The sequence below is a fragment of the Alteromonas sp. Mac1 genome, assembly GCF_001562125.1.
Classification (GTDB): domain Bacteria; phylum Pseudomonadota; class Gammaproteobacteria; order Enterobacterales; family Alteromonadaceae; genus Alteromonas; species Alteromonas stellipolaris.
The window spans coordinates 1,550,366-1,576,563 of record NZ_CP013932.1; the positions used below are offsets into that span (position 1 = coordinate 1,550,366).

Consider the following 26,198-nt stretch of genomic DNA (forward strand, 5'->3'; position numbering starts at 1 on the left):
TTAATGGTTCACGTCTATTCACCTAAAGGTGAATTTTCTAGCCACTCTTCTAGCGCATCCTTCGCTAATGGTCGGCTAATGAAGAAACCTTGTGCAATATCACAGCCCCACTCTTTCAAAATATTTAGCGATATCTCGTCTTCTACCCCTTCAGCCACCACTTTCAAATCAAATGCAGAAGCTAATCCCAGCACGGTATGAACTATTTGCTTATCGTTGTCATCGGTTGCTAACGACAAAATAAAGCTTTTATCAATTTTGATGGTATCTACAGGCAGGTTTTTCAAATACGCAAGCGATGAATAGCCAGTGCCAAAGTCGTCGATTGCAAAGTGAAACCCCCTACTGGTCAATGAGTTCAAGTTTTCAATAGCCAGCGATGCATCGGCTACCAAATCACTTTCTGTTATTTCTAGCTCTAGCGCATCGGGTGAAAGTGCCGCATCAGTAAGCATAGAAACCAATTTATCCAGTAACGGCTTATTTTGAATATCTTGGGTTGATAAATTCATCGCTACCGTAAAGCCATAGCCTTTCTGCCTGAAGTACGATAAATCAGCAATGGTTTGCTGCATAACCCAAGTCGTGACTTGCTCAATTAGAGCTGCCTGTTCAGCAATAGTAATAAATTCATCTGGTGGTACGAAGCCAAGGGTTTCGTTATTCCACCTTATTAGCGCTTCCATACTGCATACTTTCATCGTGCTGAGATCAATTTTTGGTTGATACACCATAGAAAGCTCACTTTGATTGCTAGAAAGCGCGCGCTTAAGCTCGGTGGTAATGGTTAAACGCCTAACGTACTTAGCCTCAAGTTCGGGCCGATAGTGAACACACCATGCATTAGAATGAATAGCTTCGTCGGTAACAATATTAACTTTACGAAATAGCTCTTCTGAGTTGGTAGCATCCTGAGGACAAGACACCACGGCCATCGCTACCTTAACTGGGATCGAAATTAAGTTACTTTCGACGGGCTGCTCTAAAATGTGTTTCAGTGTTTCTATTTGGTTTTCGTCTAACGCCGTATCGGTAATATAGAGAATTTCTCCCCCCGCTAAACGTGCAGAGGTGCCAGGCCAGCGAAGCAAGCGCGTAGCGAGTGCCTTGAGCGTGTTGTCACCGTTGGAATACCCATAAAGGTCGTTAGTGGTTCTAAAGCCAATAATCGTAATAGCAACAACCTGCAAGGTTACGTTTTCAGACATTTTTCCATCAAAATACCCTTCCACGTAATTTCGATTAAACAAACCGGTTAGCACATCATGTTGCGCTTGATACCGAATGTGATTTTCTCGGTGCTGAATGCTCTCTTGCATGCTATCCACTGCCGAAGCCAGCTCACTAATTTCTCGAAGTTTAGCGGGTTCATTTAGTGTAGCGCCATATTCTCCTCCAGCTACGCGGTTAACGGCTTCCACAAGATTAGAAACAGAACTACTCACATTTCTAGCCAGTAGCATTGAGAACCCCAACGCCACCAGAACCGCAACTAGGGTTAACACGAGAATACTTAATTGGATGTCAGTAAACGCCTGAAAGGCATCTGATACATCAACGGCAATAGTAATGCGTACAGGAAGTTCCGACATCGACACTAGGCTAACTTCACGGCTAATGTAGGTGTTTTTTTGCTTGAATGTAACATCAACCCAAGAAGGCGTAGGATCACTTGTTAAAACTGATTCTACTTGCTCTGGCGAAAGTGTTGATGCAATGGGCATATTGTCAGTGACATTGGTGATAATAATTTCAGCATCAACAAGATTTTTTAATTCTTGTAGTAATGTTTCGTCAAACTCCACACCGATAATCATGTAATAGCGTAATGTGGGAATCTCTACTTTATAGAGGTTTAATTGAATTAATGAGTCGTTAATAAGGAAAAAGCCGCTTTCGTAGCCTTTCGCAACCAAAGCGGTGCTCGCCTCTAAGGTTTCCCCTGGTTTAAACAAGGCACTATGAGATGCAACAATGGTGTGATCTAAATTCACTAATGCAATGACATTGGAATTAATACGCGACGCATAACTTTCTAAAGCAGTTTGTATAGAAGGTAAATCTGCAGTTCCCACGGCTTGGCGAAAGTCGTAGGAGCGAAGTAGTACGTTAGATACATTTTTTATAATGGCTTGGCGATCTTCAATCAGCCTATGCAGTACCTTTTCAGTAACAGCGATATCTTGGCTAATATTTTGTTTTACTAAGTTGTTAGCTGACTTCCAAACCCCTGCAACAATGAGGAGTGAGGCTATAAAAATCCCGCCAAGGAGGGTTCTAAAAAGACTTTGTCGAAGTGATATTTGCAACCTACCGCTCCCAGCGCACCGTTCTATACATAATACGTACATTCACTTTTTCTAATTGAGTTAGTAGCATAGCCCAAATACCGCAATACTAATAGTCGCTAGGTTGGTGTAATTCCTCATTTTGTAAAAAATTTACAGACACAAAAAAACCGGCTAAAAGCCGGTTTTTAAAGTTGGTGCGGAAAGCGGGACTTGAACCCGCACGAGCTATGCTCACCACCCCCTCAAGATGGCGTGTCTACCAATTCCACCACTTCCGCAAAAATCTTAGTTAGGTACGTCTGAATCGTCAGCGTTAGCCTTAGGTACATCACCTTCGGTGACTTCAGCATTAGAAGCGTCACCCATTGGAATGTCATTCTCCGTTGCTGCATCTTCTGCAGGCGAATCCATAACAGGAACGTCCATATCAGCTGGCGCTTGTATTGGTGCTTCAACAGCCGCTGGTACTTCTAAATTATCCCACTCGTCTTCTGCACTTTCGCGGTTTGCTGTCATCGCGCCTAATGTAAGGCTGATAAAGAAGAACAAGCCTGCAAGAATGGCTGTAGTACGAGTCATGAAGTTACCAGAACCACCTGAACCGAAAACCGTATTTGAGCCGCCGCTACCAAAAGAAGCGCCCATATCTGCACCTTTACCCTGTTGAATAAGAACAAAACCAATCAACAGCAATGCAACAATTAAATATGCTACCAGTAGCACTTCGTAAACCATAATTACCTCGTCAGTTTGCCGCTTGGCAAATTGAAATAAAATCTTCTGTCTTTAAGCTGGCGCCACCAATGAGGCCACCATCTACGTCTTGTTGTGCAAACAGTGTTTTAGCGTTATCTGCTTTAACACTGCCGCCGTATAAAATTCGTAACCCTTGAGCAAGCTCTGCGTCTACTTTTGCAAAGTATCCACGAATAAATTCATGTACGTCTTGCGCTTGTTCAGGTGAAGCTGTCTTTCCAGTACCTATCGCCCAAACAGGCTCGTAAGCAAGTACCGATTTAGAAAGCTCTTCAACGGTTAAACCGTCGACTAATGCATCAAGTTGTTCGCCAATAAAAGACTCAACCTGACCACTTTCTCTAATATCAAGTGACTCACCCACGCAAATAATTGGGGTTAATCCACTTGCAATTGATTTCTTTGCTTTCTTGGCCACTAAGCTATTGCTTTCGCCGTGGTCGTCTCTTCTCTCTGAGTGCCCTACTATGGCGTACGTACAACCAAGTTCACTGAGCATGTCAGCGGAAAGGTCACCCGTGTGAGCGCCATTATCAAGATGACTAACATCTTGACCACCCAGCGCAAAAGCTTGAGTAGAAAAGGCTGAAAGATATAAAGCAGGAGGACAAATAACTACGTCAACATTAACAAGTGCATTATTTTCAAATGCATCGTTGAACGTAGTGACTAGAGAACGATTACCGTTCATTTTCCAATTGCCCGCTACCAGCGGCTTTCTTTTATTGTTATTCACAATGCAGACCTTAGCCCTGTCTTAAAGCGGGCGTGATATTAACGATTTCAGTAAAAATATACAAGTATAAAACGCGAAATTTCCAGTTCTGCCAACTAATTGGCGACTTTACGAACAGTTTCAGCAATATGCTCTGCCCACTTGGAAGAATGCCCTTCATTATCAGACTCTACCATAACGCGAATAAGAGGTTCGGTTCCGCTTTTACGTAATAAAACGCGGCCTTTCTTACCTAATGCAGCCTCTGCTTCTTGTTTAGCGCCTTGCACATCAGCGTGGGCTAGATAATCTTGACTAGCATCTTGATAACGCACGTTGACTAAACACTGAGGATACATATCAAAGCCATTGCTTAAATCGTGTAAATCTAAGTCTGAGCGTAACATTGCAGCGATAACTTGTAAGCCAGCAATAATGCCGTCGCCGGTAGAAGAGGTGGCCAAATTCAGAATGTGACCCGAGTTCTCACCACCAATTGCCCAGCCTTTTTGCTGAAGCATTTCCATGACATAGCGGTCCCCTACTTTGCTTCGTGCAAAAGGAACGCCTAGCTTGCTAAAGGCGATCTCTAAACCAAGGTTGCTCATTAATGTGCCTACAACACCGCCTTGCATACGACCATTTTTAAGTGCATCGCGAGCAATCATATATACAATTTGGTCGCCATCTATCACATTGCCTAAATGATCAACCATCATGATACGGTCGCCGTCACCATCTAAAGCAAATCCAAGATGTGCGTTGGTTTCTTTTACTTTCTCAACGATTGCGTCCATCGAAGTGGCGCCAACGCCTTCATTAATATTTAAACCATTTGGCGCGGTACCAATTTCAACTACCGTAGCACCAAGCTCGCGCAATACATTCGGCGCTATATGATAAGTAGCGCCGTGTGCGCAATCTACTACTATTTTTAAACCGGTAAGAGATAAGTCAGACGGGAAACTACCTTTACAAAATTCAATATAGCGGCCAGCAGCATCGTTAATTCTGGTCGCCTTTCCTAACTTGTCAGAAGCAACGCATGTCATTGGCTTATCAAGCATGTCTTCTATAGCCAGTTCAATATCATCGTCTAGCTTATAACCATCCGCTGAGAAAAACTTAATCCCATTATCGTAATAAGGATTATGAGAAGCACTAATGACAATACCAGCTTCTGAACGAAATGTTTTCGTTAGGTAAGCAATAGCCGGTGTAGGCATAGGACCAAGCAAGCCACTATCAATACCTGCAGCAGATAAGCCTGCCTCTAAAGAAGACTCTAGCATGTAGCCAGATATACGGGTGTCTTTGCCAATAAGTACTTTATTAGTGCCTCGTCCGGCAAGCACTTTCCCTGCTGCCCAACCAAGCTTAATGACAAATTCGGGATTAATATTACTTTCGCCCACTTTACCGCGTATGCCATCAGTGCCGAAATATTTACGCTGCCCCATGAAGGTTCCTTATTCTATTGTTGTTAGCATATTAACAATGTTAACTGCGTCCGCCGTTTCCTGTACATCGTGAACGCGGATAATATGCGCACCTTGCTGTGCTGCAATTGTAGCGAGGGTAATACTTCCCGCCAAGCGTTCATCCACATTTCTATTTAACAAATTGCCAATCATTGATTTACGAGACATACCCACTAGCACCGGATAGCCCAGCGCCATTATGCTTGGGAGGTGTTTAACCAGTGCATAGTTATGTTCAAGGGTTTTACCAAAACCGTAACCAGGGTCGAACAAAATTTGCTCTTTTTTAATACCAGCCTCTATGCACTTAGATGCTCTTGCTAATAAAAATTGTTTAACGTCAGCCACAACATCTTTGTAATGGGGCTGCTGTTGCATATCTTTAGGCTGCCCTTGCATGTGCATTAAACACACAGGCACATTCGCATTTGCCGCTGCCGTTAGCGCACCAGGTTCTTGCAAGGCTCTTACATCATTAATTAGCCCTGCCCCAGCTTGCACAGCCTGGTTCATTACCTCAGCTTTACTGGTATCTACTGAAATAATGCAATCGGTATTGGCACGCAAAGCTTCAATTACCGGAATAACGCGGTCTAGTTCTTCATCAAGTGAAACTGCTGCTGCGCCTGGTCGAGTTGACTCACCGCCTACATCAATTAACGTGGCACCTTGAGATAGCATCTGTTCAGCATGTTTTACCGCATTTTCAAGAAGCGTATGTTTACCGCCGTCAGAAAATGAGTCGGGTGTGACATTTAAGATGCCCATAACCTGCGGTCGGGATAAGTCTAATTTGTGGGAGGAGAACTGCATTTGCTTACTCTTTAAATCAATCAGCCAGCACGGCGTGGTATCGGTCATTTGAAATTATTACTGCACAAATAAAAAACGCCAGAAATACTGGCGTTTTATAAACTTTAAAAGCTACGTTTAGCTTGGTAAGTCACCTGGTTTACCAACAGACGGCTTATCAACACCATCGTTAGTAATTTCTCCTTCGCGAGTAGGCTTACCGCCACTTGGCTTGTCGCCATCAGAAGGACGACGATCATCCCAATCTGCAGGAGGACGAACTTCGCGACGTTCCATCAAATCATCAACTTGCTTCGCGTCGATAGTCTCGTACTTCATTAACGCATCTTTCATGGCTTCCAGGATATCCGCGTTATCTTTTAAGATCTTTTCAGCTCGAGCGTAGTTGCGATTGATGATGTCTTTAACTTCTTCATCGATTGCTAAAGCAGTTTGGTTTGACATTCTGATTGAGCTAGATGAAGAACGACCTAAGAACACCTCGCCTTCTTCCTCTGCGTATAGCAATGGTCCCATCTTGCTCGACAAGCCCCATTGCGTCACCATTTTTCGCGCAATATCGGATGCACGCTCAATATCGTTTGAAGCGCCAGTAGTTACGCCTGCTTCGCCTAAGGTCATTTCTTCAGCAATACGTCCACCATACAAACTAGAAATCATACTTTCTAAATGCTGTTTACTGTGGCTGTACTTGTCTTGTTCTGGAAGATACATAGTTACACCCAGGGCACGACCACGAGGAATAATAGAAACCTTGTAAACAGGATCATGTTCTGGAACCAAGCGACCAACTATTGCATGTCCTGCTTCGTGGTAAGCCGTGTTGGTCTTTTCTTCCTCAGTCATCACCATAGACTTACGCTCAGAGCCCATCATGATTTTGTCTTTCGCTTTCTCGAATTCTTCCATCGCTACTAAACGTTTATTACCACGTGCAGCGAATAAAGCAGCTTCGTTGACTAAGTTAGCTAAGTCGGCACCGGAGAAACCTGGTGTTCCACGGGCAATAACACTTGCTTCAACGTTATCGGCCACAGGCACTTTGCGCATATGCACTTTAAGAATCTGTTCACGACCACGGATGTCAGGTAAACCAACAACCACTTGACGGTCAAAACGACCTGGGCGTAACAATGCAGGGTCTAATACGTCTGGACGGTTAGTCGCGGCAATAACAATAATGCCTTCATGACCTTCAAATCCATCCATTTCAACAAGCATCTGGTTAAGTGTTTGTTCACGTTCATCGTGACCACCACCTAAACCTGCGCCACGTTGACGACCTACCGCATCAATTTCATCGATGAAAATGATACAGGGAGCGGCTTTTTTCGCTTGTTCGAACATATCACGAACACGCGAGGCACCAACACCAACAAACATTTCTACGAAGTCTGAACCTGAAATGGTAAAGAAAGGTACTTTTGCTTCACCAGCAATCGCTTTAGCAAGCAACGTTTTACCCGTTCCAGGAGGACCTACCATCAGTACGCCTTTAGGAATTTTACCGCCTAATTTTTGGAACTTAGATGGGTCACGTAAGAAGTCTACCAATTCAGACACATCTTCTTTTGCTTCGTCACAACCTGCAACATCAGCAAATGTGGTTTTGATTTGGTCTTCACCTAATAGGCGAGCTTTGCTTTTGCCGAAAGACATTGCGCCGCGACCACCGCCACCTTGCATTTGACGCATGAAGAAAATCCATACACCAATAAGCAGAAGCATTGGGAACCAAGAAATGAAAATAGATGTGAGAAATGATTGTTCTTCTGGCGGCTCACCGTAAACGCGCACATCGTTTTTAACTAAGTCAGAAACTAACTTGTCGTCAAAATACGGTACGTACGTTTGGAATGTTTCGCCTGAACGTCGGGTACCACGAATTTCGCCGCTATTATTAATGCGAACTTCACGGATGTTACCCTGCTCAGCTTCTCTTAAAAAAGTTGTGTAATCGGTCTGTGTTTTCGACGATTCACTAGGTGAAAAGCTCTGAAAAACAGACATCAACACAACGGCGATAACCAACCATAAGATTAAATTTTTTGCCATATCGCTCAATGCTACTAACCTCTAAAAATCCGAAAGAATATGCTTGTGAAAGATAAAACCACGAGAGCTTCACTTACACTTATAAACTTTCGCAACGAAAATCGCTTACTCAAAGCGTACTACACTTTATACCCAAGAGCCACCAAATACACCTCACGAGACCGTGATCGTGATGAATCGGGCTTACGTGTTTTTATGGTTGTGAACGAGTCACGTAATGCGCGCAGAAAGGTATCAAAGCCTTCCCCTTGGAAAACCTTAATCATAAAACCTCCACCTGGTTTCAATACTTGATGGCACATATCCAGTGCCAATTCACACAAGTACATCGACCCGGCTTGATCTACTGCTGCATTTCCAGACAGGTTCGGTGCCATGTCAGACAACACTATATCTACGGTGTTCCCACCAATTCTGTTCAATAATGCATTTAAAACAGCTTCATCTCTGAAGTCACCCTGCAAAAAATCAACGCCAACAATAGAATCCATCGGTAAAATATCGCATGCGATAACTTGCCCATTGTCTCCTACCAGTTCAGAAGCGAGTTGAGACCAGCCTCCTGGCGCAGCACCAAGGTCAACTACTGTGTTGCCTGTGCTGATAAGTTTGTCTTTTTGCTGAATTTCTTCCAATTTGAAGAAGGCGCGCGATCGCTTACCCTGCTTCTGTGCTTTTTGCACATAATGGTCGTTAAAATGTTCTGTTAACCAGCGTTTACTACTGGCAGAGTGCTTCTTTTTTGTCATTCCAATACATTGTCATTAGGATTGTAGAGAAGATGGCGTTAGAATACGTTAATTCAAGCTTAAATTTATAGATTAATTGTAAGAAAATTGACTACATGAAACTTTCAAATAAACAGAAACAATTTTTAAAAGGCCTAGCGCACCCGTTAAAGCCTATCGTACAGCTAGGTTCAAACGGCCTTACTGAAGGTGTTGTTGCGGAAATCGACAATGCATTAAATTTCCATGAACTGATTAAAGTTAAAGTTCCAACTGATGATCGTGAAGAAAAATCGCTCATTATGGATGCGATTGTTCGCGAAACTAAATCAGAAAAGCTACAAGTAATTGGACATACGCTAATTCTTTACCGTCCGAGTGAAGAGCGTAAAATTCAGTTGCCAAAATAAGTCATACCATGGTGCCGGTTTTTGCTGGCACCATAGTTTTCGTGCCGTATTACCGTTAATATTATGTTAATAACCATAATAATGTCGTTGTGGACATAAATTAACAAAAAATAATATGGAACCTACGCGGAAATCCTATGACAGAAACAAATACTAACCCCGACTCACTTCATACTACTTATTTAAAACAAAAGCCGCTTAAAAACCGCACCGCAATAGTTACTGGTGGATGCTCTGGTCTTGGTCATGCTACTGCCATTGCACTTCGTGCAGCTGGTGCCAATGTATGTTTACTCGATCTTAATGAAGAAATGGGTAAACAACGGGTTGAAGAACTCGATGCTGAACATACGCTGTTTGTTAAGGTTGATGTAAGAAGCGAAGATGACATTACCCATGCTATCGATAAATGCATTGCTCGCTTTTCCACGCTTTCTCTGTGCGTAAACTGCGCCGGCATTGCCCCAGCAAAACGTTTATTGGACCGAGATGGTAATCCAGCCCCCTTAGGTGACTTTCAAAACACAATTGATATTAACTTAGTGGGAAGTTTCAATGTGGCGCGCCTTGTAGCTGCAGCCATGGCGAAGCAAGTACCATTGAATGAGGAAGGCGAACGTGGTGTTATTATTAATACTGCCTCTGTGGCTGGATATGAAGGGCAGATTGGTCAAACCGCTTATGCAGCAAGCAAAGGCGGCATTGTTGCGCTTACTCTGCCCATGGCAAGAGACCTTGCACCGCTAGGCATTCGGGTTAACACTATTGCTCCTGGGGTTATGGGAACACCTATGCTGCTTTCTATGCCAGAAAAAGTACAAGACGCCCTTTCTGCTAACGTTCAGTTTCCAAAACGCTTAGGCTTACCGGAAGAGTTCGGCAAATTGGTGCTGCATATTGCCGAAAATAATTATTTAAATGGCGAGACCATTCGTTTAGATGGCGGCTTGAGAATGCCGCCAAAATAATTGGCTGTATTGGCTATAACACGAGAGAGCATCACAATGATGCTCTCTTTTACGAATAGCCCTTTTTACGAAAGCCCTTATTCGCCGTCGCCACCATTTACCATGAGTGCAATATTATATAAACGATTCACTGCATGATAGTTAATGGTGTTTTTCGGGTAACGACCTCGGCTACTTAATGTACCGGCGTCTTGCCCCATTAATACAGCTAAAGCGTCATCTACCGTTTCTACTGTATGAATGTGGAACAAGCCTTTTTTCACCGCATCTATTACCGTGGCATCTAACACGAGGTTAATCGCATTCGATTTAGGAATGACCACACCTTGCGTACCGGTTAGGCCGCGGTGCTGACACAAGTCGAAAAAGCCTTCTATTTTTTCATTCACGCCACCCACCGCTTGCACTTCACCGTATTGGTTAATGGAACCTGTAATAGCAAGCGTCTGCACACATGGAATTTCGGTTAGCGCAGAAATTAATGCGACTAATTCGCCTAATGACGCACTATCACCATCAATGTGCCCATAGGATTGCTCCAAGGCAATATTGGCAGATAAGGTTAGTGGAAAATGTTGGGCATATTTATAACCCAAATACCCTGTTAACAGCATCACGCCTTTGGAGTGAATGGGTTGCCCTAGCTCTACTTCACGTTCAATATCAACTACACCACTTGCACCTGCAAATACCGTTGAGGTAATGCGCGCAGGGGTACCAAAGGCGGTATCGCCAATATCTAGCACCGTAAGCCCATTCACTTTACCTATGGCTTTGCCGTCGGTAGCAATAAGAACATGCCCTTCTTTAATATCATTCAGTAGGGTTTGGCTTACTCGCCCTGTTCTGCGTTTTTTGGCGCTCAGCGCAGTGCGTAAATGATCAAGCTCTAGGGTTTCGCCGCCTGACTTTACACAAAAATAATGGGCTTCGTTTACCAGTTCAATCACTTCGGCAAAATGCGCCGAGAGCTTTTCTTGGTGTTCAGCCATGCGCAGTGAATATTCAACTAACCGGCACATGGCATTAGCGGTAATACCGGTTAAATTAAGCGCCAGTATATGTTTGCGCACCTTTCCCACAAAATCGAACAAAGCTTGTCGAGTTACCTGAATTTCTAAATCGAAATCGACCAGTACACGAAATAGCTCATCGAATTCATCATCGTAATCTTGCAAGGTGTAATACAAGTCTCGCGACCCTAACAGCACTATCTTTACGTTCAAATCGATAGGTTGAGGGTTTAACGTAATTGCGTTTACCATACCAACATCTTGCTGGGGTAAATCCATTTTCAAGCGACCTGATTTCGCCGCAAGTTTTAGGGTATCCCACACATAGGGCTGTTCTATTAACTGATCCACATCAAGCAGCAAATAACCGCCATTGGCACGATGTAAAGCACCAGGGCGAATCATTCGGTAATTTGTGTAAACACTGCCATGAATATTAGTGTATTCAATTTTCCCGAACAGGTTTTGATAAGTTGGGTTTGGCTCGTAAATTACCGGCGCCGAGTCATCTAAACGATTTGCGACCAGTACATTAGGCAAAAATTGCTCTTCTAAGAATAAACGTTTATCGAAATCATCATTTTTTTCGTCTTTTTGCTCTTCAGCCAAAATAAGTAAAATAGCATTCACGAGTGCGGTTTTAAGCTGCTTTAAATATTTTAAAATACCTAAATCTGACGCGTATTTGTGCTCAAGCACTTTTAATAGCGGCTTAATGCCCTGCTCGGCAGTTTGCTTATCTAGCTCACGCAAGCGCTCTGAATTTTCACGCTTCCAAGAGGGCAAACTTAATAAACTTTCACTTAGTCTATTTTCTAGCTCGTCTATCAAGTTATAAAAGAATTGGCGTTTTTCATCGCTAGCGGTCGCAAATTCAGCATCACTGATGGGTTTGCCATCAACAATAGGTGAAAACGTAATGGTGCCCCCATCTTCACTCATGGCAACATCATTAGCTTTTGCAAAACGTTCTACCGCATCAATAGCGCTATCGTATTTTTGATCGAACTCGCGAGAAATACTGGTTCTACGGCGCTGGTAACCAGGGTTATCAAATGCCACTGGAAAGGTATCAAGCACATCATCAATTAAATTAGTAATGTCTTTTTGAAATGCTTTGCCACCACCAGGGGGAAAACGAAGGGCTACGGGTTCGCGCTCTTCATCAAAATTATTGATATAACACCAATCATCAGGTGCAGGCAGTACGGCGACTTGGCGTTCAATGTAATCCTTTACCAATGTAAAGCGACCCGTAGCCGGTTCACCCATTACATAAAGATTATAACCTTTCGCGTTAATGCCAAGACCGAAAGTTAACGCTTCTCGCGCGCGCTCCTGACCTATAAAAGTGGCATTTAGAGCTTCATCGTCTTTTAAGGCAGCATTCACTGCTTTTCGATTAATGGTCGGAGTTAGGTCAATTGGATCTAGGGCCATAGTGGTGCTTTCGCCTGGCATAGTGTTCTGTTTATTGTGCTTTAGGGTAAGTGAAACCCTATTTAACTAGTGTGTCAAACCCTTATGCTGTAAAGCACTGTTTCAAGCCTCTAATCGATGAATTAACGAACAATCCTAGCAATTCATTTTTATGTGCTAAACCACTATGAAGCGAAACCTTTGCCAATACGCTTACTTTTTCAACAAGTAGTGGTAAAAAAGTCGTGCTAACCTAGCACTAGCTATTGAGGCTAAGTGTAGCGCTGGGTTATTCTATGCGGCTACATGCAAGTTAAACCTGCAATATTGTGATTCAGCCTAACGGCGACTCACTTCCCCATAATGAAATTTTCTAGGGGGCAGGTTTCATGAACGTTTTAACTCTAATAATGCGGAAGCCTAAGTTTCATGGCCGAAAATCAGTACAACCCGAAAGATATAGAACAACGTGTTCAGCAATACTGGGAAGAAAATAACTCATTTCAAGCAAATGACGATGTAGAAAAAGAGAAGTTCTACTGTCTCTCTATGTTCCCCTACCCAAGTGGTCGCTTGCATATGGGTCACGTGCGTAACTACACCATTGGTGATGTTATTAGCCGCTATCAGCGCATGCAGGGTAAAAACGTTCTACAACCTATGGGTTGGGATGCTTTCGGTCTTCCAGCAGAAAACGCCGCTATTAATAATAATACTGCGCCTGCGAATTGGACCTACTCCAATATTGATTACATGAAAACACAGCTTCGCTCTTTGGGTTTCGGTTACGACTGGGATCGCGAAGTCACTACCTGTAAACCAGATTACTACCGCTGGGAACAATGGTTCTTCACTCGTCTTTATGAAAAAGGCTTGGTATATAAGAAGAACTCAACGGTTAACTGGGATCCGGTAGACCAAACCGTATTGGCTAACGAACAAGTTATTGACGGTCGTGGTTGGCGTTCAGGTGCATTAGTGGAACAAAAAGAAATTCCACAGTGGTTCATCAAAATTACCGACTACGCCGAAGAGTTATTAACCGACTTAGAACAGCTTGAAGAATGGCCTGATCAAGTACGTGCCATGCAGGCAAACTGGATTGGTCGCTCTGAAGGGGTAGACATTACCTTTAACTTAGGTAAAAACGGCAGCGATATAAACGAATTAACCGTTTACACCACTCGCCCAGATACATTCTACGGCGTAACCTACGTGGCAGTGGCTGCGCAGCACCCATTAGCTGAATTTGCAGCAAAATCGAATGCTGAACTAGCCTCATTTATTGACGAGTGCAAAAACACCAAAGTAGCCGAAGCAGAGTTGGCGACTATGGAGAAAAAAGGCTGCGATACGGGCATTCAAGCAGTACATCCTTTAACGGGTGAACTACTTCCTGTTTGGGTAGCTAACTTCGTATTGATGGATTACGGCTCAGGCGCAGTAATGGCAGTACCTGGTCACGATCAACGCGATTGGGAATTTGCGACTAAATATGGCTTAACCATTAAGCAAGTTATCGCGCCTAATGCAGATGCAAAAGAAGAATGTGATTTGACTGCTTCTGCGTATACCGAAAAAGGCACGTTAATAAATTCTGAAAAATTCGATGGTCTAGCGTTTGACGATGCGTTTAATGACATCGCAACCGCACTTGAAGAAAAAGGCTTTGGTAAGCGCAAAGTAAACTACCGTTTACGAGATTGGGGCGTAAGCCGTCAGCGTTACTGGGGCTCACCTATTCCAATGCTTAACTTGGAAAATGGCGAGTCGGTTCCGGTACCAGAAAGTGAATTGCCGGTTGTACTTCCAGAAGACGTTGAAATGAACGGTGTTACGTCGCCGATTAAAGCAGATCCTGAGTGGGCAAAAACCACTTACAACGGTGAGTCTGCCCTTCGTGAAACCGATACCTTCGATACCTTTATGGAATCGTCGTGGTACTACGCGCGCTATGCAAGCGCCACAAATCACGATGCCATGCTAGACCCAACTTCATCAAACTACTGGCTACCGGTGGATCAGTACATTGGTGGAATCGAGCATGCCATCTTGCATTTATTGTACTCTCGCTTCTTCCACAAACTATTACGTGACGAAGGCTTGGTAAATTCTGATGAGCCGTTTAAGCGTTTACTATGCCAAGGCATGGTACTAGCAGATTCTTATTACCGTGAAGACAGTGCGGGTAAGAAAACGTGGTTCTCACCTACCGAAGTGTCTACCGAGAAAGACGAAAAAGGCCGTATTGTAAAAGCATGGCTAACTGCCGATGGTGAAGCCGTTATTCACGGCGGCATGACGAAGATGTCGAAGTCGAAAAACAACGGTATTGATCCACAAGAAGTTATCGACCTATATGGTGCCGATACGGTACGTTTATTTACCATGTTCGCTGCGCCTCCTGAGCAAACACTAGAGTGGGTAGATTCAGGTGTAGAAGGTGCTAACCGTTTCTTACGTCGTATTTGGAAGTTAGTTACCGAGCACGTTGAAAAAGGCGCTCCCGTTGCCCTTGATGCAAAAGCGCTAAATAAAAATCAGCAAGCGTTACGCCGTGAAGTACATAAGACCATTGAAAAAGTGTCTGATGACTTAGGTCGTCGCCAAACGTTCAATACTGCTATCGCTGCAATTATGGAATTATTGAACCATCTTCAAAAAGCACCACAAGAAGATGCGCAAGATATTGCCATTATGCGTGAAGCAGCAGAGTCATTAGTCTTGCTACTTAACCCTATTACCCCACACATTTCTCATGAATTGTGGAAAGTATTGGGTAAGACAAATGATATCGACCATGCGCCTTGGCCTGAAGCCGACAAAGCGGCATTGGTTGAAGACGAAAAGCTTATTATCGTGCAAGTTAACGGTAAGGTTCGCGCTAAAATGACCGTGGCTGCTGACGCCAGCAAAGAAGCCATAGAAGAAGCGGCAAAAGCTCAAGATAACGTGCAGCCGTTTATTGAAGGTAAAACAATACGTAAAGTTATTGTAGTACCAGGAAAACTTGTCAACATAGTGGCTAACTAATATGCGCCGTTTACTCCGTTACACAGTGGTATTGAGTGCACTTGTTGCACTTGGCGGTTGTGGATTTCATTTAAGAAGTGCGCCTAGCCTTCCAGAAAATGTAAAATCAGTGCTTATTAACAGTGCTCGCGCTCATGCACCGCTTGCAAGAGCGCTTCATGACCGCCTTACCGTGTACGGGTTAAATGGCGTTTACCAACAAGATACTGCGTCGTCAACCGACGGCGTATCTTTGTATTTACTGCCCGAAAAATTAGAGCGCAGACTGCTTTCGGTTTACGCTTCGGGTCAAGTTGCTGAATACGAACTAATTTATACCGTACGTTATCGGGTGCAATTCCCTGACGAAGAAGCCATTATGGCTACCTTCAATGTAATGCGTGATTATCAAGATGACCCCGATCAAGTATTGGCAAAATCAAGAGAGCTAGAATTAGTACTTGATGAAATGCGTGCCGAGGCAGCAGACATTATTATCCGTAGGCTTTCAAGCCAAGCCTCTGCCGCTAAGCTGATTGATTAAGTATGCAACTCTACCCAAACCAATTTCCCAGCGAGATAGGTAAAGGATTAGCATCCTGTTACTTGGTATTTGGTGATGAGCCTCAGCAAAAATTTGAGGTGATAGAGCAAATCCGTACCACGGCAAAAGCCAATGGTTTTGATGAGCGCACAGTGCTTGTGGCCGACACCGGTTTTTCATGGAATCAGCTACTTGAAGCAACACAAAGCATGTCGTTGTTTTCAAACCAACAGTTTATTGAATTAGAACTTCCCACAGGCAAGCCCGGCGCTGAAGGCAGCAAAATGCTGCAAGAAGTCGCCAAAGGGTTAACCCGAGACACCTTGCTGCTAATTCACGGCCCAAAAATTGGCAAAGATGTTCAGCGTGGCAAGTGGTTTAAAGTACTCGATGAAATGGGCGTTTCTGTTCTGTGCTATCCCTTAGAAGGTAGACAACTCACTGCATGGCTGAGCAATCAAGTAAAACAACATCAGCTGACTATTAATGCTGCTGGAATGAAAATGATTGCCGATTTTTGCGAAGGGAATCTGTTAGCAGCAAAACAAGAAATTGATAAACTTGCCCTACTTTACCCGCAGCAGCCTGTGTCTGAAGCGCAAATTGAGCGAGCGATGGTCGACCAATCTCGCTACAACGTGTTTCAGTTAGTGGATGTTATGCTAAGCGGCGACGCCAATCGCTGCGTGAAAATGCTTTACCGCCTAGAAAGTGAAGGACTAGAGCCAAACATTATTATTTGGGCGCTCATTCGTGAGTGGGAGGTATTATGGAAATTGAAAAGTGCTGCCGCTAATGGTGAAGCAATTCAATGGCAAAAGTTTGGCATTTGGCGTAACAGGCAAGGCTTCTATCAAAGTGCGTTGAATCGCCTTAGCATAGAGCAGCTACTACAAATTCAGGATGCCCTTACCCAGGCAGATTTAGCGTTTAAACAAAATGTTATTTCACGCCCCTTCGTAAAGCTTTGCCATTTATGCATGATGTTTATGGCAATGGGTATTTTTCACCTTCCTTTGATGGAAGCTTAAGTTCTTGGCTATTTGCGCTATTTTAGGGGGCACTTTTAACCCGCCCCATTTAGGCCACGTATCTCCTGCGCTTCATTTACTGTCAGAATTAAATATTGATGCATTAGGTTTAATGCCCTGTAAACTTGCGCCGCATAAAGCAGTGGCTGTTAGCGAAAAGCATCGCGTCAACATGGTGAAACTGTGTTGTGAGCAAGATAAACGCTTGTATCCAGAGCTTATCGAACTCTCGCTTGCCTCGCCGTCTTACACGGTAAAAACCCTTCGTGCATTAAAAGAAAGAGACAATAAGACAATCTGTTTTTTCATTGGCGCCGATTCCCTGTATAATCTTAAGTCTTGGTTTGAGTGGGAGCGTTTGCTTGATTTCTGTCACCTAGTGGTAATGCGTCGCGACAGCGATACGTTTACACCACCCGATGACTTAGTTGAGTGGTTAAAAGCCAACAAAACAGAGGACGTTCTGCAACTACATGCTCAGCCTAATGGCTTAGTATTTCTTGCGGATACCCCATTACACCCTGTTTCATCAACGCAATTGCGCAGCGCCGTTCAAACGAACGCATCATCGACATTGCAAGAAACACATTTGAACGAAACAGCATTGCATGACGCAAAGTTTCAAGCCACGAAATTAATAGCAAAGTGGCTGCCTAAGGCAGTCGCAGACTATATTCATACACATCGGTTATACCAAGAATTATCAAATAAGTGAGGAAACACTTGGAGAGTCAACAACTCAAGCAGTTCGTAAAAGATAAAGTAGACGACATGAAAGGCCGCGATATTATAGAACTGGATGTTCGTGGCAAATCAACCATTACCGACACCATGATTATTTGCTCTGGTAACTCAAAGCGCCATGTTGTTGCTATTGCTGAAAATGTAATAGTAGAAGCTAAAAGCGCAGACGAAGCACCAACAAGCGTTGAAGGCAAAGAAACTGGCGAATGGGTATTAGTAGATTTCGGCGACGTTATTTTGCATGTGATGCAAGATGAAACCCGCGATTTCTATCAGTTAGAGAAGCTGTGGTCATAACAAAGCCAACCGCAGACTTATAAGAAAGGCTGCGGTCAACTTTGTTGGTAGTTTGATGTACTAAAGGATTTACCCACTGTGCGTATACAAATTGTCGCCGTAGGTACAAAAATGCCCGCCTGGGTCACCACAGGGGTAGATGAATTCCTTCGCCGTTTCCCCGCCGATTTACCGGTAAGTTTCACCGAAATTCCCGCTGGTAAACGAGGCAAAAATGCCGATATTAAACGCATTTTAGAAAAAGAAGGCGAACAAATGCTCGCCGCTATTCCTAAAGGGAACCGTGTAGTGACGTTGGAAGTCACCGGTAAACCTTGGGACACCCCCACATTAGCCAAACAGTTAGATAATTGGAAAATGGATGGCCGAGACGTCAGTCTTTTGATTGGTGGACCTGAAGGTTTAGCGCCTGAATGTATTGCGGTGTCTGAACAAAAATGGTCACTGTCGGCACTTACCCTACCTCACCCACTTGTAAGAATTATTCTTTCTGAAAGTTTATACCGCGCTTGGTCTGTTACTCAGAACCACCCGTATCATCGCGAGTGAGAGAATAGCCTTTTATGCATCGCAAGCGCCAAGCAATTCGAGACCACTCGGCCGAAGCAAACTTATTTGCAAGACGTGCGTCTATCGCCTTTATTATTGTTGTAATGATGTTAGGCGTGGTGCTGAATAACCTTTATTCCCTGCAAGTTGAACAACACGACGTTTACCAAACCCGTTCAAACGGAAATCGCATCAAGGTGTTACCTGTTGCGCCAAACCGTGGGTTAATTTACGACAGAAACGGCATATTGCTTGCGGAAAACCGTCCCGTGTTTAGCTTAGAGATCACGCCTGAGCAAACCAATGATTTAGACGCCACCTTAGATGGCTTAACCCAATTGATGGGTATCACCCCAGAAGAACGTGAAAGCTTTAATAGCAGCTTAAAAGGCCAACGACGCTTTAAACCTATTGCCCTTCGTACCAAATTATCTGAAGTAGATGTTGCGCTCTTTTCTGCCAGCAAACATTTATACCCAGGGGTACAAATTGAAGCGCGACTAGCGCGTCATTACCCCTATAAAGAAGCCCTTACTCATGTATTGGGTTATGTGGCGCGCATCAATAAGAAAGACCTTCAAAAGCTAGTAGAAGCGGGGCAAGAAGATAACTATGCCGCCACCCACGATATTGGCAAACTAGGGGTAGAAAAATACCACGAAGAGCTATTACACGGTTCAGTCGGTTACCAACAAGTGGAGGTGAACAATCAAGGCCGAATAATTCGTGTGTTAAACGTCGACCCACCTGTGCCTGGAAAAGACATTGTATTAAATATCGACCTTTCGCTACAACTTGCTACCCAGCAAGCACTGGAAGGTCAGCGCGGCGCGGTCATTGTAAGTGATATAAAAACAGGGGGGATATTGGCGCTATTTTCAAACCCTAGTTACGACCCGAATTTGTTTGTGCATGGTATCAGCAGAAAGAACTACGCTGCCCTGCTTAACTCCCCTGATCGCCCACTAATAAACCGCGCCACTCAAGGTCAATATCCACCAGCATCCACTATTAAACCGCACCTTGGCTTAATTGGACTTGAAGAAGGGATTATTACCGAAGAATATACTATTCAAGATAATGGCCGCTATCAATTACCCAATGTATCGCACACTTGGCGAGACTGGCGGAAGTGGGGCCACGGCGAAGTAGATATCGCCAAAGCAATAGAAGTATCCTGCGATATCTATTACTACGACTTAGCTTATAAGCTGGGTATAGATAAAATCAGTGAGTCTATGTACGAATTTGGGTTTGGTGATTTTACCGGCATCGACTTATATGAAGAGTCTGACGCGAATATGCCTAGCCGGGGCTGGAAGCGTGCGAGATTTAACCAGCCTTGGTATATCGGTGACACCATTCCTGTAGGTATAGGGCAAGGATTTTGGTCTACTACTCCTATTCAGTTATCGCACTCAGTGAACACCTTGGTTAATCGGGGCGAGCGTATTATTCCGCAAATTATTCGCGGGTTCATGCATGAAGATAGCTCTGTAGAAATTATTCCACTTAAAACTCTTCGGCCTATCGAGATTAAAAATCAACATAATGTCGATATTATTCTGAATGCTATGCACGACGTAGTGCATGGTAAAGAAGGTGGCGCTCGCCATACCTTTGCTGATGCTCCCTATCAGTCTGCAGGAAAAACCGGTACTGCACAGTTATTTTCTGTGGGGCAAGATGAAAAATACGATGCTGAAAAAATTGATGAACGTTTGCGAGACAATGCCATGTATGTGGGCTTTGCTCCTTTTGAAAACCCAGAGATTTCAGTGACGGTCGTGCTTGAAAACGCCGGTGGTGGTAGTAAAAATGCCGCTCCCGTAGCCAAAAAAATCATGGACTTCTATTTTCGTGATCGGGTTTTCGACACCGAAATTAGCAAGGTTGACGAATAATGAAAAAGAACACGCTCAACCCAAATAAAACCAGTTTCTTACAGCGTATCCATATTGATGGCTGGCTGTTTTTGAGCCTGTTAGTGCTTATGTCAGTGGGGCTAGTAACCCTGTATTCCGCGTCAGGACAAGACACCGGACAAGTAGAACGCCAAATTACGCGCTTAGCACTGAGTGTGGCCGTTATGTTAGGTATTGCGCAAATTCCCCCTGGCGCATTTCGCCGGCTGTCGACTTACGCTTATATTGCCGGGCTGTTAATGCTTATCGCGGTATTGTTATTTGGTGATATGGGTAAAGGCGCCCAACGCTGGCTCGACTTAAAGTTTATACGTTTTCAACCTTCAGAGTTAATGAAGCTTGCCGTGCCTATGATGGTTGCCTGGTATATTAGCCAGTTTACGCTGCCCCCTCGTACCATGAATATTGTGGTGGGATTTTTAATGGTCGCTATTCCAACGGTGCTTATTGCCAAACAGCCGGACTTAGGGACATCCCTGCTTATTGCTAGCTCGGGGATCTTCGCTATTTTCCTTGCCGGTATGAGTTGGCGGCTTATCGGTTTTGTTGCTCTGTTGCTAGGTGGTTTCGCGCCCATTATGTGGTTCTTTTTAATGGCAGAATATCAAAAGCAACGGGTGTTGACTTTTTTAAACCCAGAGAGCGATCCACTCGGTTCGGGTTACCATATTATTCAGTCGAAAATTGCCATAGGTTCTGGTGGTGTAGATGGAAAAGGCTGGTTGCAGGGCACCCAATCACAATTAGAATTCTTACCCGAACGGCACACCGACTTTATTTTTTCTGTTTTCAGCGAAGAATTTGGGCTCACAGGAGTTATTGTTTTATTAATCATTTACCTTTGCGTTATTTTACGTGGGCTTATTATTGCCAGTCGCGCTCAAGACGCCTACTCTAAATTACTGGCAGGCAGTATTACCTTAACCTTCTTCGTTTATGTATTTGTGAACATGGGGATGGTATCTGGATTACTTCCTGTTGTAGGGGTGCCACTACCTTTAGTGAGTTATGGTGGCACTTCCATGGTGACATTAATGGCAGGCTTTGGCATGCTAATGTCTATTGCCACTCAAAAACGACTAATGTCTAGATAATATGCGCACACTACTGTTGATACTGTTTGCTTCATTCATACTCGCTGCGTGTAAATCAGCGCCTAGTGGCCGCTATACTCAACATCAAGATACTGCGCCGAACCATGTGGCAAAAGTGCCTGAAACCTTGGATGCGGTCCCTAAATATGAAGCATATAGAATGTTTAACAGCCGCCCTTATAAAGTGCTCGGCAAACATTATACGCCGCTTACGTCTGGCAAAGGGTTCGAAGAAGTAGGTTACGCCAGTTGGTATGGTCAAAAGTTTCACGGCCATTTAACCTCAAATGGTGAAACCTACAACATGTTCGCCATGTCGGCTGCCCACAAAACCTTACCGCTTCCCTCTTACGTACGCGTGACGAACTTAGATAACGACAAGCAAGCGATTGTGCGAGTGAATGATCGTGGCCCTTTTCACGATAATCGCATCATCGATTTGTCTTATGCTGCGGCGGTAAAATTGGGTTATCACAACAAAGGCACGGCAAAAGTTAAAATTGAAGTCATTCACTTCGACCCCGAAAATAACGTTACGGTTGGCGTAAACCCAACGGTAACTTACGATGAATACATTGGCATTGCTCCCCTTCCCTCAGCACCAATATCATCAGACGTGGCTGCGAATGCGTCTGTACAAAGCGATAACCTTCAACAAACGTCAATTTCACTAGACGGTTACTTTATTCAAGTGGCAGCGCTATCGAATCAGAAAAAAGCAGAGTCTATTTCGAACGTACTTTCGGCGCTTTATCAGGTGCCAACACACATGCCAGTGGTAGGCAATGTGTATAAACTTCAACTTGGCCCTATTGAAGATGAAGCCCTTGCCCACGAATTGCTAGAACAACTTAAACAAAACGGCTACCCACAAGCTTACAAGATAAAACAAACCTTGTAGCCGTCCGTCCCCAAAAGCCCCATTCAAAAAAGCGCCCGTTCAAAAAACCGTCACAACTGTGGCGACAATGTGGCGAAACGCGTTTCAAATCTGTTATTTATGGCGCTTTTTCGTTGTTTCGTAGCCTAATCTCTATTAACAGCTAAACTTTTTGGTTTAACCCTAGTCGAACTATGCGCCTTACGTTAGAATTCTAAACTAAGTAGTAGTAATAACTGTATAGCGTGCCTGCTGTGCAGTTTTAAACGGATAATAAACGGTCAAAGAAAATAAAATCATGCTCAGAATAATTCAACGCGCTAAACCGTCTTTTCTCTCCTTCGCTTTTATGCTTTTCAGTGCGCTAGCACTGTCAGCTAATGCAGCAGTGGTTACTCCACCCGCTCCATCTGTAGCGGCAGGAGGCTTTCTTTTAACCGACTTTGAAACCGGACACGTTATCGCGTCGAAAAACGCAGACATGCAATTGGCACCTGCCAGCTTAACTAAAATCATGACCATTTATGTTATTGGTAAAGAACTGCAAGCCGGTAATATTAGCCTTTCTGACGAAGTAACCATTTCTGAAAATGCATGGGCCAAAAAATTTCCAGATTCTTCAAAAATGTTCATCGAAGTGGGTACACAAGTTACGGTAAGCGATTTATTACGCGGAATTGTAGTGCAGTCAGGTAACGATGCTTGCGTAGCGATGGCTGAGCACGTTGCTGGTTCTCAAGCAGCATTTGCAAGCATGATGAACGCACATGCCCAAGCACTTGGTATGACAGGCTCCCATTTTGTGAATGCACACGGTCTTCACGATCCTGACCACTACACTACGCCTCGTGATATGTCGTTAGTGTCTCGTGCATTAATTGCTGAAACTCCTGAAATGTACAAAATTTACAGCGAAAAAGAATTTACATTTAATGGCATCAAGCAATATAACCGTAACAGCCTATTATGGGACAAAAGCTTAAACGTTGATGGCATTAAAACTGGCCATACGTCAGACGCGGGTTACAGCCTTATTACTTCTGCCTCACAAGGCGACATGCGCTTAATCTCTGTAGTTATGGGTACAGATAGTGAAAGAGCCCGTAAGGTTGAAAACAAGAAGCTACTTAAATATGGTTTCCGCTTTTATGAAACGCTAACGCCTTACCACGCTGGCGATAGTTTTGTAGCACACCGCATTTATATGGGCGATAGAGAAACCGTAGACCTTGGAATTAACCAATCTACCCCCATTACCATTCCACGCGGCCAAGCGGCTAACTTAGAAGCCAATTTTGAACTAGATAAAAAACTAGAAGCGCCACTGGCTAAAGGCCAAGTTGTCGGCACACTTTTCCTTCAACTCGAAGGCGAAGATGTAGCCAGCTACCCCCTTGTCACTTTGCAAGAAGTGAAAGAAGGCAGCATGTTTAACCGCATTAAAGATTACATTATGCTGCAACTGGGCTTCGACGAAGCGTAACATAACGCATCGCTACACTAGTTCAAGGGCGGCCTGATTGGTATAATCGGGCCGTTTTTGTATTTAATGATTGTATAAAAAGGATATCGCATGGATACCCGTTTCGATGAACTTCTAGATTTTCCAACAAATCAAACATTTAAAGTAATGGGCATTGCTCATGACGATTTACCGAATCACGTAATTGAGTGCTTACAGCAGCACGCGCCAGGTGATTATTCACCCGCAGTGAAGCCAAGTAGCAAAGGTAATTACCATTCTGTATCGGTAAGTGTACGAGTGACCAGCAAAGAGCATATGGAAACTATCTACACTGAACTTGCTAAGTTAGAACTTGTAAGAGTCGTACTATAAGTGAGCACCCTAACCGACTCTGTCATTATTCGGCAACTGGGCAGACAAAGCTACGAGCCCACATGGGCTGCCATGAAAACGTTCACGGATGAGCGTGACGATACGACTGAAGATGAAATTTGGCTGGTTGAGCACGACCCTGTATTCACACAAGGTCAAGCAGGCAAGGCTGAACACATCTTAATGCCCGGTGACATTCCCGTGGTTCAAGTCGACAGAGGCGGTCAAGTAACCTACCACGGCCCAGGCCAGCAGGTTATTTATCTTCTTATTAATATTCGAAGACGCAAGCTTGGTGTACGTCACTTAGTGACTGCGATGGAAGACGCTGTGGTAAGCTTGATGGCCAAGTACGGTGTTACCGCCTACCCCAAACCCGATGCGCCAGGGGTTTATGTAGATGAGAAAAAAGTCTGCTCATTAGGGTTAAGAATTCGTCACGGTTGCTCATTTCATGGTTTGGCATTAAATGTTAATATGGACTTGTCACCGTTTCAGCGCATTAACCCATGTGGTTATGCAGGTATGGAAATGATTGATACCGCCAGTCTGAATGGCCCTGATTCGATAAGTGTTGCCGGTGAGTTTCTTACCGACTTACTACTTGAAGCGCTTTCCATTACGGAAAAACGACATAAAGAAGGTTTTGATGAGTAACGCACGACCTGTAGCTGGAGTTAAACTCCGCGACGACGAAAAAGTAAAACACATTCCTGTCACCATTATTCCTACTGAAAAGGAAGAAATGCTGCGCAAGCCTTCGTGGATCAAAATTAAGCTGCCACGCAGCACAGATAAAATTGACCACATTAAGAAGACATTAAGAAAGAATAAACTGCATTCTGTGTGCGAAGAAGCCAGCTGCCCTAACTTAGCTGAGTGCTTCAACCATGGTACGGCAACCTTTATGATTCTGGGTGACATTTGCACCCGTCGTTGTCCGTTCTGTGATGTTGCCCACGGTAAGCCGCTACCGCCAAGCGCGGAAGAGCCAGAAAAGCTAGCGAAGACCATTGCTGAAATGAATCTTCGTTACGTGGTAATTACCTCGGTGGACCGCGATGACTTGCGTGACGGTGGTGCACAACATTTCGTTGATTGTATCAACGCTATTCGCGAGCACAGCCCTACTACCACTATTGAAGTGCTAGTACCGGATTTCCGTGGCCGTATGGATCGCGCATTAGAAATTTTCAAGAATGGTGTTCCTGATGTGTTTAATCACAACTTAGAAACCATTCCGCGTTTATACCGCGAGTGCCGCCCTGGTGCTAACTACCAGTGGTCACTAGACTTACTTAAGAAGTTCAAAGCCCAGCATCCTGATATTAAAACCAAATCTGGCTTGATGATGGGCATGGGCGAAGAAAACGTTGAAATTGAAGGCGTTCTTCGTGATCTACGTGCTCATGACGTGGACATGTTGACATTAGGCCAATATTTGCAGCCAAGTCGTCATCATTTCCCCGTTAAACGTTATGTTCACCCTGATGAATTTGATGCTCTAGGCGCTTACGCCAAAGACATTGGCTTTACCCATGCAGCCAGTGGCCCTATGGTACGCTCTAGTTACCATGCTGACCAACAGGCAGCAGGTAAAGAAGTTAAATAAGTATAAAAAAAGCGGCTTTCACAG

The 26,198-nt window shown here is 44.1% G+C and carries 23 protein-coding genes and 1 tRNA gene; 15 read left to right on the forward strand and 9 right to left on the reverse strand.

Annotation, left to right across the window (positions count from 1 at the left end; translation table 11 throughout):
- Positions 1–14: 14 nt before the first annotated feature.
- The 8 genes from AV939_RS06505 to rlmE form a co-directional block, all read right to left on the reverse strand.
- On the reverse strand, positions 15–2,309 hold the full coding sequence (locus AV939_RS06505; protein WP_057792209.1) for a bifunctional diguanylate cyclase/phosphodiesterase: 2,295 nt from the start codon (positions 2,307–2,309) through the stop codon (positions 15–17).
- Between the two features lie 174 nt (positions 2,310–2,483).
- Positions 2,484–2,569 (reverse strand) — tRNA-Leu (locus tag AV939_RS06510).
- Positions 2,570–2,576: 7 nt separating this feature from the next.
- Entirely contained in the window at positions 2,577–3,026 is a 450-nt protein-coding gene (gene secG, locus AV939_RS06515; protein WP_057792211.1) for a preprotein translocase subunit SecG, read from the reverse strand.
- A 10-nt stretch (positions 3,027–3,036) separates the two neighbouring features.
- Positions 3,037–3,783: a triose-phosphate isomerase gene (gene tpiA / locus AV939_RS06520; RefSeq protein ID WP_082604928.1), complete on the reverse strand. Its 747-nt coding sequence runs from the start codon at positions 3,781–3,783 to the stop codon at positions 3,037–3,039.
- A 95-nt stretch (positions 3,784–3,878) separates the two neighbouring features.
- On the reverse strand, positions 3,879–5,222 hold the full coding sequence (gene glmM / locus AV939_RS06525; RefSeq protein WP_057792213.1) for a phosphoglucosamine mutase: 1,344 nt from the start codon (positions 5,220–5,222) through the stop codon (positions 3,879–3,881).
- Between the two features lie 9 nt (positions 5,223–5,231).
- Positions 5,232–6,056: a dihydropteroate synthase gene (gene folP / locus AV939_RS06530; RefSeq protein ID WP_057796179.1), complete on the reverse strand. Its 825-nt coding sequence runs from the start codon at positions 6,054–6,056 to the stop codon at positions 5,232–5,234.
- A gap of 117 nt (positions 6,057–6,173) precedes the next feature.
- On the reverse strand, positions 6,174–8,120 hold the full coding sequence (gene ftsH / locus AV939_RS06535) for an ATP-dependent zinc metalloprotease FtsH (RefSeq protein ID WP_057792215.1): 1,947 nt from the start codon (positions 8,118–8,120) through the stop codon (positions 6,174–6,176).
- 110 nt (positions 8,121–8,230) lie between these two features.
- Complete coding sequence (gene rlmE / locus AV939_RS06540; RefSeq protein WP_061997392.1) at positions 8,231–8,860, reverse strand: 23S rRNA (uridine(2552)-2'-O)-methyltransferase RlmE; 630 nt, start codon at positions 8,858–8,860, stop codon at positions 8,231–8,233.
- Positions 8,861–8,955: 95 nt separating this feature from the next.
- Between rlmE and yhbY the strand changes: the two genes are divergently transcribed.
- Both yhbY and AV939_RS06550 read left to right on the forward strand, forming a co-directional pair.
- Positions 8,956–9,249, forward strand: coding sequence for a ribosome assembly RNA-binding protein YhbY (gene yhbY / locus AV939_RS06545; RefSeq protein ID WP_013784361.1), 294 nt, complete (start codon positions 8,956–8,958; stop codon positions 9,247–9,249).
- Positions 9,250–9,386: 137 nt separating this feature from the next.
- The gene (locus tag AV939_RS06550) at positions 9,387–10,217 is read left to right on the forward strand and encodes a 3-hydroxyacyl-CoA dehydrogenase (protein WP_231701290.1); all 831 of its coding nucleotides are present in this window, start codon (positions 9,387–9,389) and stop codon (positions 10,215–10,217) included.
- Between the two features lie 77 nt (positions 10,218–10,294).
- Here AV939_RS06550 and AV939_RS06555 read toward each other — a convergent pair whose 3' ends face one another.
- Positions 10,295–12,670, reverse strand: coding sequence for a Lon protease family protein (locus AV939_RS06555; protein WP_231518625.1), 2,376 nt, complete (start codon positions 12,668–12,670; stop codon positions 10,295–10,297).
- A 408-nt stretch (positions 12,671–13,078) separates the two neighbouring features.
- Between AV939_RS06555 and leuS the strand changes: the two genes are divergently transcribed.
- The 13 genes from leuS (at position 13,079) to lipA (ending at position 26,174) form a co-directional block, all read left to right on the forward strand.
- Entirely contained in the window at positions 13,079–15,682 is a 2,604-nt protein-coding gene (leuS, locus tag AV939_RS06560; protein ID WP_057792221.1) for a leucine--tRNA ligase, read from the forward strand.
- Between the two features lies 1 nt (position 15,683).
- Positions 15,684–16,205: an LPS-assembly lipoprotein LptE gene (locus AV939_RS06565; protein WP_057792223.1), complete on the forward strand. Its 522-nt coding sequence runs from the start codon at positions 15,684–15,686 to the stop codon at positions 16,203–16,205.
- 2 nt (positions 16,206–16,207) lie between these two features.
- A complete protein-coding gene (holA, locus tag AV939_RS06570; protein WP_057792225.1) occupies positions 16,208–17,236 on the forward strand; it encodes a DNA polymerase III subunit delta in 1,029 nt (342 codons plus the stop codon).
- Positions 17,237–17,240: 4 nt separating this feature from the next.
- The gene (nadD, locus tag AV939_RS06575) at positions 17,241–17,951 is read left to right on the forward strand and encodes a nicotinate (nicotinamide) nucleotide adenylyltransferase (protein ID WP_082604929.1); all 711 of its coding nucleotides are present in this window, start codon (positions 17,241–17,243) and stop codon (positions 17,949–17,951) included.
- Positions 17,952–17,959: 8 nt separating this feature from the next.
- Positions 17,960–18,277: a ribosome silencing factor gene (gene rsfS, locus AV939_RS06580; RefSeq protein ID WP_013784368.1), complete on the forward strand. Its 318-nt coding sequence runs from the start codon at positions 17,960–17,962 to the stop codon at positions 18,275–18,277.
- 78 nt (positions 18,278–18,355) lie between these two features.
- The gene (gene rlmH, locus AV939_RS06585) at positions 18,356–18,826 is read left to right on the forward strand and encodes a 23S rRNA (pseudouridine(1915)-N(3))-methyltransferase RlmH (RefSeq protein ID WP_013784369.1); all 471 of its coding nucleotides are present in this window, start codon (positions 18,356–18,358) and stop codon (positions 18,824–18,826) included.
- A 14-nt stretch (positions 18,827–18,840) separates the two neighbouring features.
- Complete coding sequence (mrdA, locus tag AV939_RS06590) at positions 18,841–20,730, forward strand: penicillin-binding protein 2 (protein ID WP_057792227.1); 1,890 nt, start codon at positions 18,841–18,843, stop codon at positions 20,728–20,730.
- On the forward strand, positions 20,730–21,845 hold the full coding sequence (gene rodA, locus AV939_RS06595; protein ID WP_057792230.1) for a rod shape-determining protein RodA: 1,116 nt from the start codon (positions 20,730–20,732) through the stop codon (positions 21,843–21,845). The genes mrdA and rodA overlap by 1 nt, the downstream gene beginning before the upstream one ends.
- Before the next feature lies 1 nt (position 21,846).
- A complete protein-coding gene (locus AV939_RS06600; protein WP_057792232.1) occupies positions 21,847–22,746 on the forward strand; it encodes a septal ring lytic transglycosylase RlpA family protein in 900 nt (299 codons plus the stop codon).
- Between the two features lie 277 nt (positions 22,747–23,023).
- A complete protein-coding gene (locus AV939_RS06605; protein ID WP_057792234.1) occupies positions 23,024–24,208 on the forward strand; it encodes a D-alanyl-D-alanine carboxypeptidase family protein in 1,185 nt (394 codons plus the stop codon).
- 90 nt (positions 24,209–24,298) lie between these two features.
- A complete protein-coding gene (ybeD, locus tag AV939_RS06610) occupies positions 24,299–24,562 on the forward strand; it encodes a DUF493 family protein YbeD (protein ID WP_013784374.1) in 264 nt (87 codons plus the stop codon).
- A complete protein-coding gene (lipB, locus tag AV939_RS06615) occupies positions 24,563–25,219 on the forward strand; it encodes a lipoyl(octanoyl) transferase LipB (protein WP_057792238.1) in 657 nt (218 codons plus the stop codon).
- Entirely contained in the window at positions 25,212–26,174 is a 963-nt protein-coding gene (lipA, locus tag AV939_RS06620) for a lipoyl synthase (protein WP_057792240.1), read from the forward strand. The genes lipB and lipA overlap by 8 nt, the downstream gene beginning before the upstream one ends.
- Positions 26,175–26,198: the final 24 nt, after the last annotated feature.